This is a genomic window from uncultured Campylobacter sp., assembly GCF_938039205.1.
In the GTDB taxonomy this organism is placed as follows: Bacteria; Campylobacterota; Campylobacteria; order Campylobacterales; family Campylobacteraceae; genus Campylobacter_A.
In genome coordinates this window covers 21866-35559 of the sequence record NZ_CALHVM010000001.1, presented here as the reverse complement: position 1 = coordinate 35559, position 13694 = coordinate 21866, and the positions used below count along the sequence as shown (strand labels likewise).

The window sequence follows — 13694 nt, the reverse complement described above, 5'->3', positions numbered from 1 at the left end:
CGGTATCTGTGTTTTTAAAATGCGCGTCTTGAAATTTGGCGTCTTTTGCGTCCGCAAGATTTTGCTCTGCGTCGCTCGTTTTTCTAAAATTCATGGAATTTGCTTCTGTCGCGAGCTCTGCATTTATGCCGGTTGCAAAGAAAAGCGCAGCTACTAACGCAAGGGTTTTAAATTTCAAATTTCATCCTTTAAATTTGGCTAAATTTTATGATTGTTGTAAAAATTTGACGCCAGACGGGTCAAAATGCAAAATGGCGAGAGCGCCTAAATTTAACGCAAAATTTGAGCGTCAAATCCGCCCAGATCGCTGATAAATTTTGCCGCGAGATCGCAAGCCAAAATCGCGCCAAATTAAAATTTCGTTTTTAAATTTCCCCGTTCCCGCCCTCGGTATCGCTAGATCAGTACGCGGTAGTTACATTGCGTAGTTACATTGCCCTTGTAAATTTACTGAAAATAAATCGTAAAAGGGGTGCGCCCGTTTCCGCGAGCGCTGCCATAAACCTGTTTCACAGGTGAGTTTCGTACTCGCCTCTTGCGATACTTACCCGAAATTTTAATTTTCACGAAATTCGCTCGAATTTCGCCGCTAAATTTGACGCTTTAGTTGGTCAGATCGGTCTGCCAGTTTGCGCCTTGCAGCGTCGTGTCAAGCTGTCTGATCTGCTTAGCCAGCTCGTCCACCTGCTTTTGCAGCGCCGCGACATCAACCGTGCTTAAAATTTTAATCTCGCTGCGCGAATAAACGTCCACTTTTTGCGCGGAAGCTTGCGCAAAAGCCCGCAATGCACCCGCTTTTAGCGTGAGTACGTCGCGCTTGGCGATTAGCTCGGTTAGGCTCTTGCCGTCCGCTTTTGCGGTGCAGTTGGTTAAATTTATCCGAACTATCAGGCGCTCAAGCTCGCCAGCAAGCGCGTCTAGCTCTGCTAGCAGCGCCTTTGGCTCTTCGCTGGGTTTATCGCCCTCTTGCACCTTTGCGTTATCCGCGAGCCTTGATTTTAGCTGCTCGATGCGTTTTTGTATATCGGCGCGCAGTATCAGTGCCTCGGCTAGTTTCATTTTCGTCCTTTTTCAAATTTATTTGCCGCGATTTAGCTGCCTATCCTGTCCGTAGCGCGGCGAATACGGGCCGTAGAGCAAGCAGTCTCGGCAGTCGGTGCTAAACAAAATCGCGTCCGCGCGCGCCGAGAGGTCAAAGCTCGCGTCCGAGACCGAGTCGGCGATCTGTTTAACTAGCGCGGAGACTAGCATACCGATGAGGTTGCCGCCGCCGTCGCCCGAGTCGTTTGCCGCGGTGGCGCTTTTTTGCCAGAGCACGGCGCCGGTGTTTAGATCCACTAGAGTCGCCGCTACGCTCACGCGCGTGACGCTGTTAATCAGCATGTACGAGGTGCCGTAGTCGGCGACGTTGAGGTAGAGCGCGGCGTCGGCGCCAAATATCTGCTTTAGCTTGTACGTAGAGATCTTCGCGATCTCGCCTGCGTCGTAGATGCCGTTATTTTTGAAGGTCTCGTTTACGAGCGCGGGCGAAAATACGTAATATCCCGCCTCGCTAAGCGGATAGAGCGCGTTTGCCAGCACCGCTGCGGAGGCCTTTATCTCGGCTGAGTCGCTGGTGGGCATCACGACGATGATCGAGCGAGGCTTGGTCTGCAAAAACGCCGAATAGTCGTAAACCTCGGGCTGCGAGCCTGCGCACGCACCCAGAAATAGCACTGCAAATGCGCCAAGAAGCGCTGATTTTATTTTATTTTTCATTTTGGCTTCCTTTTGCGGTCTTGCTAGTTTTGGCAGATTTTGTTTGTTTGTTTTTCAAATTTTGCTTGCTCGTTTGCTCGTCTAAATTTGAGCCTTTGTTGTTTGAATTTGACTCGCTTGCGCCTGACTTTTCCTTCGTCTGCTCGCCTAAATTTGCCGCCGTTTTGCCTGCTGCACCCGCCGTTTTGCCGTTTTGATTTAGCAAAAACATCGCGTAGTCGTGCGACTCTGGGTAGAGCTCGGCCTCTTTTTCGACGTAGGCTTTAAATTTCGCCCCGTTTCCTTGCGAGAGATAGAGCAAACCTAGATGCGCGTGCAGTCCCGGCGGAGCTTTGGCGGCTCTTTGATAGGCTTTTTGCAGGCTCTCCTCGAGTGCGGCGATCTGTGCGCCTGCGTCACCTTCTTCGGTTAGATACTCGTAGACCGAGCTCGTGTAGGCGCCGTCCCAGTAGTATAGCTGCCTAGGCGAGTCGTCCGCGCAGCCAGATAGTAGCAGGGCGGCGGCGGAGGCGAGCGCGAAATTGGCTAGAGTTTTAAAGCGCAAAATTTATCCTTATTTCGCGTTAAAAGCGCCGCTTTCAAGCCCGCGCGTTAGGTTATTTACGGCCTCGATGATGGCTAGGCTTAGCACCTTGCCGTTTAGCGTCGAATCATAACCCGCGCTACCGCCAAAGCCCAGTACTTCGCGGTTTGAGAGCTCGTACTCGCCGGCACCCTGAGTAGAGTAGATCACCTCGGAGTTTTTCACGTCCACGACGTTAAGATTTACCTTCGCGTAGGCGGTTTGGGTTTTGCCTTTGCCAAGTATCCCAAAAAGCTGATGATCGCCCGTAGTTTTACGGCCAAACTCCGTCACGTCGCCCGTGATGACGTATCTTGCGCCCTTGATGTTTTGCGCCTCTTTGTTTAGCGCGCTTTCTTCTTTGATGGCGCGCATGTTGCTGCGGTCAAGCACCGAAAAGCGTCCGCTTTGTTGTAAATTTGAGATGAGGATGGTTTGGGCTTGGTTACCTAGTCTGTCCTCGCCGTCTGAAAATACGCCGTTTTGGTATGAGGACTGGTTGCTAAAGCGGCCGATAGAAACGGCGATCTTTTGTCCTTGATAGGCGGCGCTTGGGGTTTGAACTTTCGGCGTTTCTACTACGCGAGAGCTCTCCGTCGCGCAGCCGGTTATCAGCATTGCGGTGCACGCAGCTAGTAAAAATTTTACGTTCGTTTTCATATCGCTCCTTTAAATTTTGATTTGCGTTATTATCTTACTATTTTTAGCTTAAAAAATTTTAACCTGCCTAAAAACTTAAGCCGCGGCATCGGCCGGGTCAAATTTGACTATAAAATTTCCGCCTCTTTGCTTGCGTTTACCGAGCTTAGCGCGATGCGGTCGCCCGGTTTTAGATCGCTTAGATTTACGGTTTTGCCCTCTTTTTGCACTCGGACGAAATTTGAAATCTGCGCGAAAAAGGACTCTTGTTGCGCGTATGCGGCGCGGGCGAGTTTTAGCGAGTTTTCAAATTTGAGCAGTTTGGTTTGCGCGGCGGCGTCTAAAGCCTGCCGTAAATTTAGCAAAATTTGCTCCTTGCGAGCGATTTTTTGCGTGAGGCTCGCCTGAGAAAATCTCGCTCTCATCATCGCTAGAGCGTTAAATTTACGCTCCCAAACGCGCACGAAAGCCGCGTCCGCCGCCTCGCTTAACCTATCTATGCTTTGCATTAGCTCGCCCATATCGGGCAGTAGCGCAGCCATCGCCGCGCTTGGTGTCGGGGCGCGAAAATCAGCCGCAAAGTCGCTGATCACGTAATCAATCTCGTGCCCGACGGCCGATATCACGGGCGTGCGCGCCGCGTAGATCTCTCGGGCTAAATTTTCGTCGTTAAAGCACCACAGATCCTCTCTGCTACCGCCTCCTCGCGCCAGCACGATCGCGTCGGCTCCGCTAGCGCCCGCTCTTTTTAGCGCGCGTATGAGCGAGGCGGGCGCGGTTTCGCCCTGCGTTAGCGAGTCAAAAACTAAAATTTCCGATAGCGCCCAGCGCTGCGAAGCGATACGCAGCATATCTTGCAGTGCGGCTGATGTTTTTGAGGTAATAAGCGCGATCTTGCGCGGAAATTTGGGTAGCGGTTTTTTGTGCGAGATATCAAAAAGCCCTTCGCTCTCAAGCCGCGATTTTAGCTGTTTAAAGGCAAGTTCGAGCTCGCCCTCGCCGCTGGGGCGTATCAGGGTCGCGATAAACTGATAGCTGCCGCTTGGCGAGTAGAGCGAAATTTTGCCGTAGAGAGCGACTTTCATGCCGTCCGTGACATCAAATTTGAGCTTAGCGGCGTTAAATTTATAAATGACCGCCGAGATCGCGGCCTTTTCGTCTTTTAGCGTGAAGTACCAGTGGCCCGAGCCGTGCCTCACTAGCCGCGAGATCTCGCCCTCTACCTCGACGTATGAAAACGTCGTCTCAAGCAGAGTTTTGGCCTGCTCGTTTAGCTCGCTGACGCTTAGCACTCACGGGCCTTTTGCGCGATGAAAAGAGTAGAAATATCCATCGAAAAGCTCTTGCAAAGGCGCATCTCAAAGCCCGCGGCGGCAAGTTCGCCCGCAAAGCTTTTGGCGTCTAAAAAGCCCTCGATCGAGTTTGGCAGATACTCGTAGGCTTCTTGATTTTTGGAGATAAAGCCGCCGATTTTAGGCAAAATTTTACCTAGATAAAAGTCGCGAGCGCCCGTTAAAATCCCACCTTTTTTACGTTTGGTAAACTCAAGCACTACGGCATATCCGCCCATTTTTAGCACTCTGTTAAACTCTCTTAGCGCGGCCTCGCGCTCGACTACGTTTCTGATGCCGTAGCTGATGCTTAGCACGTCCATCGAGCCGCTATCAAGCGTCGTTTGCGTCGCTAACGCCTCGATAAATTTAAACTCAGGAAATTTTTGTTTGGCGACCGCGAGCATGCCGCTTGAGGGATCGACGCCGATTAGATTTTCGATTTTTGCGTTAAACTCGCCCGCCGTCTTTTGCCAAAAGCCCATCATATCGCCCGTGCCGCATGCGACGTCGACGATATTTACGCTTGAGTCTTTGAAATTTGACAGAACCGTTTTGCAAGCGATCTTGCGCCAGCTCACGTCCGCGCCCATGCTCAGCACGCGGTTTGCCAGGTCGTAGGTCGGCGCAATGTCGTTAAACATCTGAACTATTTTTTCTTGTTTTTCCATTTTTTCTCTTTAGATATAGTAGATTTTTAAGCCGCGCGAAAGCTTTGTGAGGCTTTTTAAAATTTTAGGCTTTGAGTCCAAAATTTCGCTTCGCAGCTCGTAGATTTTTTTGTAAATTTTAGCTTGGAGTTTGTCTATGCGCTTTTGTTCGGCGCCGCTTTTTACGTGCGCTAGTAGGCCTAGCCAGATGTCGGCGTCTTGCAGCGAGCCAAAGGTTTCTTGTAAAATTTTGCTCTTTTTAAAGCATTTTTTAGCTGTAGCAAAATCAAAACCGCCGCCGAAAATCTCGCTTAGATATCTTAGTCTTTTTATCTCGATGCGGCACTTGTGAAACTGCGTGTTTTCGGTGGTTTCGCTCAAATTTGAGAGAGATTTTTTGAGGCGTAAAATTTGAGCTCGCATGGATTTTGCGGCGAGTTTTTTTATCGGCGCGTCTCCTAGCTCGCCTTTAAAAAAGTCGCTTCCCTCGCGTAAAAACACCTCCCAGTCGCGCAAAATTTCGTTTGCTTCGTCGCTTTGCAGCTCAGCCTGAACGCTTTTGGCTAGGGTTTTGCTTAGATTTTCTAGCTCGCTAGCTAGTGACTCAAAGCCTTTTAGTTTTTGCAAAAACTCGCAAAATACGTCTATATCGCGCTTTTGGTTGGTTAGCTCGGCTAGTTTTTTAAAATTTAGCAGAAAATAGCAAGCCGTTTTCCGGTCGAAAACGGGAGTGAAAATTTTAAGTAGCGAGCGCGTTTTGCGCAGATTTATACGGATTTGGTGTAGCGCCTCGGCATCGCCAGAGATTGCGTATTTGCTTAGATATTTACGAAGCATCGTAAATATCTGAAAAAACACCATCCGCATCGCGTCCATCGCGCCGATGTAGCTTGGTAAATTTAGCTCTAGCCCTGGGCTATTTTGTAAAATTTCAATGCTCTTTTGCGCGTCGAAACTGCCCTGCGGCAGGCCAAAAAGCGCTAAATTTTTATTTTTATAGCGTTCATCTTCCGTGACCTCGCTAGCTATGTGCGCGGCGATAAACTCGGGCAGGCTAAACTCTGCCGCCTCGCGCTCGCCGCCAAACTCGGCCTCGAAAGTAACAAGCCCCTCTAAAGCGCAGTGAAAAATATCGACGTTGCAAGCAACGCCGTCAAGCCTAAATAAAAATCTCGTCTTTTTTATCGGAGCGGCGACCGCGTTTTTTAGGGCTTTTTTAAAGCTTTTAGCATCCGTTTCGCTCTCATTTTCCTCGCGCGCTAGGCCGACGCCTGATTTTTGCGTGATCGTAAAAACGCCCGAAGTCTCGCGAAATCTAATCTCCTCAAGCGGAGTGATTTTGACGTAAATTTGCGTCACCTCTTTTTGCTGAACGTCGATATCGCGGGCCTTTAGCTCGCTTATGACGGCGGCGTCACGCAGGATAAATTTACGCTCGATTTCTATCAAATTTCGCTCCTTAATATGAAAAATTGTATCAAAAGGTAGCTTAAAGTGTAAAATTTGCTTCCTTTTGCCGCCTCCCTTGCGACGCGAAATGATTTTTTAACGCAAATAACGCTAAAATCAGATCAAATTTGAAAGGAGTTTGGATGAATAGAAAGCTAAATTTTAGCGCGGGCCCTTCGGCTCTGCCTCTTAGCGTGCTCGAGCGCGCTCAAAACGAGCTCACCGACTATCAGGGTAAGGGCTTTTCGATAATGGAAATCAGCCACCGAAGCAAGATTTTTGAAGAGGTGCACTACGGCGCGATGACTAAGGCGCGCGAATTATACGGTATCGGCGAAGAGTACGACGTGCTATTTTTGCAAGGCGGCGCGCATTTGCAGTTTGCGATGATACCGCTAAATTTAGCCGCCAAAGGCGTCGCGCAGTACGCAGATACAGGCGTCTGGACGAGCAAGGCGATAAAAGAGGCCGCAAACGTCGGCGTATCCTACGAAGTGGTCGCCAGCAGCAAGGAAACCTCCTACGACCGCATCCCTGAGGTTAAATTTGACGACGCCGCCGCATACGGCTACCTCTGCACGAACAACACCATCTACGGCACGCAGTACCGCGAGCTGCCTCGCTCCAAAGCTCCGTTAGTAGTCGATGCGTCGAGCGATTTTTTCTCGCGGCCGGTTGATTTCACGGACGTGGGGCTGCTCTACGGCGGCGCGCAGAAAAATGCCGGCCCAAGCGGCGTAACCGTCGTCATCATCCGCAAAGATATGCTGGAGCGAGCCTGCATGGAGCGCACTCCGACGATGCTTCGCTACGATACGCACGCTAGCGCTGCGTCGCTATACAACACGCCGCCGACCTTTGGCATCTATCTGCTAAATTTGACGCTGGGCTGGGTGCAAGATCAGGGCGGTCTAGCGGCTATAAATGAGATCAACGAGCAAAAGGCGGCGCTGCTTTACGGCGCGATCGACGGTTCTGGCGGCTTTTACAAAGGACATGCGCAAAAAGATAGCCGTTCGCTGATGAACGTTAGCTTTACTATCGCAAACCGCGAGCTAGAGGCGGCCTTTATCGCCGAGTCCGAAAGTGCGGGCATGCTGGGTCTAAAAGGACACCGTCACGTAGGCGGTATCAGAGCCTCGATATACAACGCCGTGAGTATCGAAAACGTGCGAACTTTGGCTGAGTTTATGAAGGAATTTGCTAGGAAAAACGGGTAAATTTGACTAGACGCACTGCTCGAATTTGGATTTGTTTCGGGTAAATTTAAACTCGGGGGTTTAAATTCGGGGCGCGTCAAATTTTGCTTTTTACTCAAATTTAAGCGGCTTTGGCTTGAGGGCGGCCGCTTAAATTTGCTTCGGTTTTACGGCGAGCCGGTCTTAAATTTACCTAGTTAAATTTAGCTCGCGCCCGCCTTTTGTTATCCATTTTAAATTTAACTGCGTGAAGCAAAATTTGGAAAAATTTAAGAAACTACGACGAAAATCCGATAATCATAAACGACTACGGCGCGCTGTTTTTGGCGGGATATTATATTATTCTTTACTCGATTCTCGTTTTTGTATTTGCTTTTAGCGACTATGGGCTTTTATATCGCATTTATCTTATTGCTTTGCCCGCATCTTTTTTATTATTCTGCCTATACAATACATACGTTTTCGCGCCGCGAGTTTTTAAACAAAAACCGAGCTTTTTTAGATTTTCTAACGAGCAAATTTATCATATAGAGTATGTCTACGTAAACAAAGTAGAGAGCGAGGAGAAAATCGCCCTCGTAAAAGACGTAGAAAAGGTCTATTTTTGCGTTATTAGCGAACTTGACAGCAGATACGGCAGATTTCACTTTTTTACCCCGTATCAGCTCTATAAAAAGTCCTCTATCGGCGTGCATTTTAACAAAACGAGAGACTTTATAAGATATCTTTTAGTTTATTTGATATTTGCGCTACCGTTTAAAATCTATAAACTCAAAAAATCGGGCGAACCGCTGTGGCTACTGCGTAAAAATTTCGTCATAAGGATGAAAAATAGAAATTATTTTTTGGTAAATTGCTATAGTAGAGATGATTATTTTGAGTTATTGCGGTATTTTCGGGCGAACAAAATCCCCGTGGAGGACAAGACGAAATTTATGCCGCAAGCTCAAAGGTCTGCGATATTTTTCGAGGACAAACACGAGGTTTGGAGCGACGATCCAAACGACACGGAAATACCAAAAGACGACTGGAAGCGCAAGATGAGGCGATTTTTTAGTTTAGAGTAAATTAGGCTTGAGCTTTTTATCAAATTTGCATATAAATTTGCTTTTAGTTGTCGCGCGGCTTTTTCCTCTTAAATTTTCTTTTATCAAATTTGCCGCTCAAATTAGCCCCTAGTAAACGCAAATTTTACAAATAAAATCATCTTTTTATCTCCAAATTTATCTTACCGTTCGCCTCAAAAAATTTGTATTCCAAATCGTCTGAAATATAGCTTATGCTTTTATTCTCGCAAATTTGCTTCTCGCGGGACGCTATCTTTTCTAGCATCGGCGGCAGCTCCTTAGTGATCAAAAGCTTGATGGACATATCCAGGCCGTGCGTTAGCTTTTTGAGAAATCTGCCGTCAAGCTCGCTCTCGTCTTTTATCATGTGTAAAGTCGCGTCAAAGCCGAGTTTTTGCAGTTCCTCGTAGAGCTGTGCTTTTTCCTCGGGCGATGCGCAGTGGTCGTTTATGGCGCAGTGATAGCCGACATAGATAGGCTTTGGATACTCGCTTTGGATTTTTAGATGCGCGGCGTCTAGGGCGTTTCGTATATCTTCGCGCGCCTGCGAGAAATATCGAGGCGAGGATTTATCCAGTAGCGTCCACATCGTTTTGGTAAAGACGTAAATTTTGATATTTTTAAAATATATATCTGTCGAGTATTCGCGAAATTTGAGATAATCTATCTCCTTGCCTAGGCCTATGAGCTCCCAGTTTAGCTTCGCGTAGCTGCTGTTGTCGATGAGGCCATCCACGAGCCACGGAGCAAATTTAGCTGCTAAGGCGTTTATGTATGCGCCGTGCGAGCTACCGACTAGGATCACGGGCAGCTCGTCTATATCGGTCGCGGGTTTAAACGGCGGATTTGCCTTGATAAAAAGCGCAGCATTTATCACGTCTTGAGCCTGCATAACTCCGAAATTTTGATACTCGTTTTTGGTCGGCTGCAGCGTTACGGATATTTCTAGTTTAAAATCACTCGGCAAACCGCCGCTTGCTTTTACCTTGCCTAGATAGGCATCTAGCACTGAGAGTTCGCCGTAACTAGTATCGTTTGGGATTTCTATACCGATTTGTGAGCATTTGTTTTTAAGGATGATTTTGTCTAAATCGTTTAAAAAATAGGTTGCCCCCGTCTGCGGTCTGTTGCCGATACAGTGGTAGTTCGGACTCGCTACGGCTACCTCAAATTCGCTCGCGACAAACTGCGCTAAGTGCTCTCTATAGTTTTCGTTCGCGTCGCCACCAAGACCCGGCACTATGAAAACTAGAGCTCTAGCCGGCTTTTCGTCGTCGTAGCAGAGCTTAAACTCAAGTAGCGAATCTCGCTTTATGCCAAGCTCTACGTCGTCGCAGGATGGGATCTCGTATGTTTTATTTATTATCATGATTTTACTGCGGTAGATTTTGTTCTTTTATCTCTAAATTTATCTTGTCGTTCGCTTCAAAAAATTTATATTCTAAATCGTCTGAAACGTAACTTATGCTTTTATCCTCGCAAGGCTGTTTCGGTCGAGCTGCGATTTTGGCCAGCATCGGCGGAAGCTCTTTTGAGATTAGCGTTTTTATCGACATATCTAAACCGTGCGTTAGCGTTTTGATAAATTTACCGTCAAGCTGACTTTCATTTTCTATTATATTTAGAGTAGCGTCGTAGCCTAAATTTTTCAGTTCGTCGTAGAGTCGTTGTTTTTCGCTAGCCGGAGCGTAAAAATCGTCATAAGCGTAATGATAACTCGTGTAAATTTGCTTTTTATAGCCGCTTTGGACTTTGAGGTGTTGCGGCATTAGAATTTCTCTTATATATTTTCTTGATTTGGAAAAATAAGCCGGCGAAGCCTTGTCTAGCGTCCAATGCGTCTTGTCGAATAAATAAAGCTCGATATTGTGATAGCATTCGCTGGTGTAACCGCTGTAATATTTCATGTAATCTATCTCTTTGCCAAAGCCGATAAAAGGCCAGTGCGCTAGCGCATAACTGCTGTTATCTATGACGCCGTCTATGAGCCATGGGGCGATTTTGGCGGCCATATGCGATAGATAGCCTCCGTGCGAGCTGCCTATCATGACGACTGGTAGGTCGTTTATGTCGGTTGCGCACTCAAAAGGAGCGCTGGCTTTTACGAAAAGTAGCGCATTGATCAAATCCTGCGCCTGCATAATGCCGAAATTTTGATATTCGTTTTTAGTCGGTTGAAGGGAAATAGATAGTTTAAGAGACAAGTCTTGAGGTGCTGTCTTATCGCGTTTTCTTGCGTCTATTAGATTGTCGATATCAAGCAGGGTTTGCGTATCGATTACGCTTAAATTTTCCGGGAGCTCTATGCCGCACCTGGCGCATTCTTTTTTTAATATCGATCTATCTAAATCGTCAAAAAATATCGTCGCTCCTGTTTGCGGTCTATCGCCGATACAGTGGTAGTTTACGCCTACTACAGCTGCGCTAAATTCGCTCGCGACAAACTGCGCTAAGTGCTCGCGGTAGTTGCTGTCCGCGTCTCCTCCGTAGCCAGGGATTATAAAAACTATTGACGAGACCGGCTTTTTGGTATCAAAGCAAAGGTTAAACTCTAGCAGGCTTTCTCGCTTTATATCAAGCTCTATATCGTCGCAAGAGTGGATTTTATACGTTTTTTTAACTATCGTGCCGTTTTGCCATATTTTTGAAACTTGTAGATTGATTTTGTCGTTTGCTTCAAAAAACTTATATTCTAAATTTTCCGAGATATAAGTTATGCTTTTATCCTCGCAAGGTTGTTTAGGGCGAGTTGCGATCTTGGCTAACATCGGCGGAAGCTCTTTTGAGATCAGCGTTTTGATGGACATATCAAAGCCGTGAGTTAGCGATTTGATAAATTTGCCATCAAGCTCGCTTTCATCTTTTATTATTTTTAATGTCGCGTCTATGCCGCATGCGTTAAATTCGCTATAAAGTTCTGATTTATCAGCGATAGGAGCGATATCGTCTCCGGCATAGTGATAGCTTAGATAAATCGGCTTTGGATATTTGCTTTGGGTTTTTACGTGGTCTAAATTTAAAATATAACGTATCTTTTCGTGCGCTGGCATAAATCTCTTATCGGAGCCATCTTTTAAGGTCCAAAGCGTCTTGTCGGAGATGAAAAAATTTATATGTTTAAAAAGCATATCATTTGATGAGCAGCAGTGATTCATATAGTCAAGCTCCTTACCAAATCCCACGATCCTAAGCGGATACTTGGCATAGCTACTGTTATCGATGATGCCGTCTATGAGCCACGGAGCGATCTTGGCGGCCATATGCGATAGGTAGCCTCCGTGCGAGCTGCCGATCATGACGACTGGTAGTTCGTTTAAATTTTTAATCGCTTTAAACGGCGCATTTGCCTTTATAAAAAGTAGGGCATTTATCAAATCCTGTGCCTGCATAATGCCGAAATTTTGGTATTCGTCTTTTGCCGGATCAATCGTAAGGGATAAATTTAAAACAAAATCTTTTGGAAATGCTCCACTATTTTTATTGTTGTCTATATAGTTACTAACCGCAGACAAGACGCCGTTTAGCTTATCGAAATTTTTTAGCGAGCTCAGATCGCCGCCTAGTTGCAGGTTTATTTCTCGGCATTTTTCTCTTAAAATTTCTTGATCAAATTCGTCCATATAGTATCTAGCGCCCGTAACTAATCTGTTGTAGATATGGTGATAATCTACATTGATCACGGCTACGTTAAATTCTCTGGCGGTAAATTCGGCTAGATGGTCTCTATATGCTTTATCGACGTCGCCGCCGCATCCAGGCACTATAAAAAACTATGGCGTTAACCGGCTTATCGTCATCGTAGCACAGTTTGAAGTTTAATTTCGTAGAGCGTTTAACGCCCAGCTCCATATCGTCGCAAGAGTTGATTTCGTAGATTTTACTGACTACCATTTTTTTGCCTTCCGTGATTTCTTGTATTATACCTCTGCCGAGCTAAATTTAGCTTTTTTGTCAAGTGTAATCGGTCGATCGTAAGCTATGCGGTGGTTATACTAAGGATTATGGAATCGATTTTTGGTTTTGATAAATTTAAGCGTAAGATTTAAATTTTAACTGCGAGATTAGAAATTATTTGCAGTTTCGCCGCCAAATTTAAGTAGAGCCGAACCCCAAGTAAAACCGCCTCCAAATGCGTCAAGTAAAAGCAAATCGCCTTTTTTAAGCTTGCCCGCTTCGTATGCCTCGTTCATCGCCATAGGTATAGAGGCTGAGCTTGTGTTGCCGTATTTTCCAACTGTTACGACGCACTGCTCGTTTGTAAAATTTAAGCGTTGCTTGACTGCTTCAATGATGCGTAAATTTGCCTGATGAGGTATAAAAAGATCGATTTTATCGCTTGAAATTTGATTTTTTTCCAGGATATCTACGACGTCTTTGGTTAGCGTCTGGACGGCGATTTTAAAGACTTCGTTGCCCGACATCTTGATAAATTTCTCTTCGCCACCTGGCGTTATGAGTAGGTTCGCGTAGTTGCCGTCGGCTGCGGTGTGAACGTCGATTATTTCGTTTTCTTTGCTAGCGCTTACGACCGCGGCACCTGCTCCGTCGCCAAATAGTATGCAAGTCGTTCTGTCCGTCCAGTCGACAATCTTACTTAGTTTTTCGGCTCCAATTATCAATACGTTTTTTTTGCATCCGCTTTCAATTAATGATTTTGCAAGCTCAAGCAGATAAATAAAACCGGTGCACGCCGCGCTTATATCAAATGCTGTAATAGCATTTATACCTAAATTTTTAGCGATCTTGCACGCCGTTGAAGGCATACAAAAGTGATCGGGCGAGATAGTCGCGCAGATAACCGCGTCGATATCTTTTGCTGTCAAATTTGCTCTTTCAAGCGCTATTTTTGCCGCTTTCGTGCCAAGTTCGCTCGTATCTTCATCCTGCGCTATGCGTCTTTGGCTGATACCGGTGCGCTTAACTATCCACTCGTCGCTGGTTTCCACCATTTTTTCAAGGTCGAAATTTGTTAAAATTTTAGGTGGAGCATATGCGGCTATGGATATTAGCGAGGCTTTTGGCATTAAATTTTTCTTTGT

Annotated in this window: 13 protein-coding genes and 1 pseudogene; 2 read left to right on the top strand and 12 right to left on the bottom strand. The window is 46.4% G+C overall.

All coding sequences use genetic code 11. The features are described 5' to 3' along the window. Positions 1-603 precede the first annotated feature (603 nt). From Q0394_RS00185 to Q0394_RS00155, 7 genes are all read right to left on the bottom strand, one after another. Positions 604-1059, bottom strand: a complete 456-nt coding sequence (locus tag Q0394_RS00185) for a DIP1984 family protein (RefSeq protein ID WP_298944854.1) — start codon at positions 1057-1059, stop codon at positions 604-606. Between the two features lie 18 nt (positions 1060-1077). Next, the gene (locus Q0394_RS00180) at positions 1078-1758 is read right to left on the bottom strand and encodes a DUF799 domain-containing protein (RefSeq protein ID WP_298944852.1); all 681 of its coding nucleotides are present in this window, start codon (positions 1756-1758) and stop codon (positions 1078-1080) included. Continuing rightward, the gene (locus Q0394_RS00175) at positions 1748-2302 is read right to left on the bottom strand and encodes a DUF4810 domain-containing protein (protein WP_298944850.1); all 555 of its coding nucleotides are present in this window, start codon (positions 2300-2302) and stop codon (positions 1748-1750) included. Before Q0394_RS00175 ends, Q0394_RS00180 begins: the two co-directional genes overlap by 11 nt. A gap of 9 nt (positions 2303-2311) precedes the next feature. After that, on the bottom strand, positions 2312-2980 hold the full coding sequence (locus Q0394_RS00170) for a CsgG/HfaB family protein (protein WP_298944848.1): 669 nt from the start codon (positions 2978-2980) through the stop codon (positions 2312-2314). 107 nt (positions 2981-3087) lie between these two features. Next, positions 3088-4251 (bottom strand): exodeoxyribonuclease VII large subunit, encoded by a 1164-nt coding sequence (gene xseA / locus Q0394_RS00165; RefSeq protein ID WP_298944846.1) that lies wholly within the window; start codon positions 4249-4251, stop codon positions 3088-3090. Continuing rightward, a complete protein-coding gene (gene ubiE, locus Q0394_RS00160) occupies positions 4245-4961 on the bottom strand; it encodes a bifunctional demethylmenaquinone methyltransferase/2-methoxy-6-polyprenyl-1,4-benzoquinol methylase UbiE (RefSeq protein WP_298944843.1) in 717 nt (238 codons plus the stop codon). Before ubiE ends, xseA begins: the two co-directional genes overlap by 7 nt. Positions 4962-4970: 9 nt before the next feature. After that, positions 4971-6389: a CHAD domain-containing protein gene (locus tag Q0394_RS00155; protein ID WP_298944842.1), complete on the bottom strand. Its 1419-nt coding sequence runs from the start codon at positions 6387-6389 to the stop codon at positions 4971-4973. 143 nt (positions 6390-6532) lie between these two features. Between Q0394_RS00155 and serC the strand changes: the two genes are divergently transcribed. Both serC and Q0394_RS00145 read left to right on the top strand, forming a co-directional pair. Further along, positions 6533-7609 (top strand): 3-phosphoserine/phosphohydroxythreonine transaminase, encoded by a 1077-nt coding sequence (serC, locus tag Q0394_RS00150; protein WP_298944840.1) that lies wholly within the window; start codon positions 6533-6535, stop codon positions 7607-7609. Between the two features lie 302 nt (positions 7610-7911). Then, the gene (locus Q0394_RS00145; RefSeq protein WP_298944838.1) at positions 7912-8655 is read left to right on the top strand and encodes a hypothetical protein; all 744 of its coding nucleotides are present in this window, start codon (positions 7912-7914) and stop codon (positions 8653-8655) included. A gap of 136 nt (positions 8656-8791) precedes the next feature. Here Q0394_RS00145 and Q0394_RS00140 read toward each other — a convergent pair whose 3' ends face one another. The 5 genes and pseudogenes from Q0394_RS00140 to Q0394_RS00125 form a co-directional block, all read right to left on the bottom strand. Beyond that, positions 8792-10024, bottom strand: a complete 1233-nt coding sequence (locus tag Q0394_RS00140) for a DUF2920 family protein (RefSeq protein ID WP_298944837.1) — start codon at positions 10022-10024, stop codon at positions 8792-8794. Positions 10025-10028: 4 nt separating this feature from the next. After that, a complete protein-coding gene (locus tag Q0394_RS00135; protein WP_298944858.1) occupies positions 10029-11279 on the bottom strand; it encodes a DUF2920 family protein in 1251 nt (416 codons plus the stop codon). Between the two features lie 84 nt (positions 11280-11363). Further along, positions 11364-12416: pseudogene (locus Q0394_RS00130) on the bottom strand (DUF2920 family protein); the annotation flags it as partial. After that, positions 12388-12546, bottom strand: coding sequence for a DUF2920 family protein (locus Q0394_RS11925; RefSeq protein WP_366115454.1), 159 nt, complete (start codon positions 12544-12546; stop codon positions 12388-12390). The gene Q0394_RS11925 and the pseudogene Q0394_RS00130, both read right to left, overlap by 29 nt. A gap of 170 nt (positions 12547-12716) precedes the next feature. Further along, a complete protein-coding gene (locus tag Q0394_RS00125; RefSeq protein WP_298944835.1) occupies positions 12717-13679 on the bottom strand; it encodes a beta-ketoacyl-ACP synthase III in 963 nt (320 codons plus the stop codon). Positions 13680-13694: the final 15 nt, after the last annotated feature.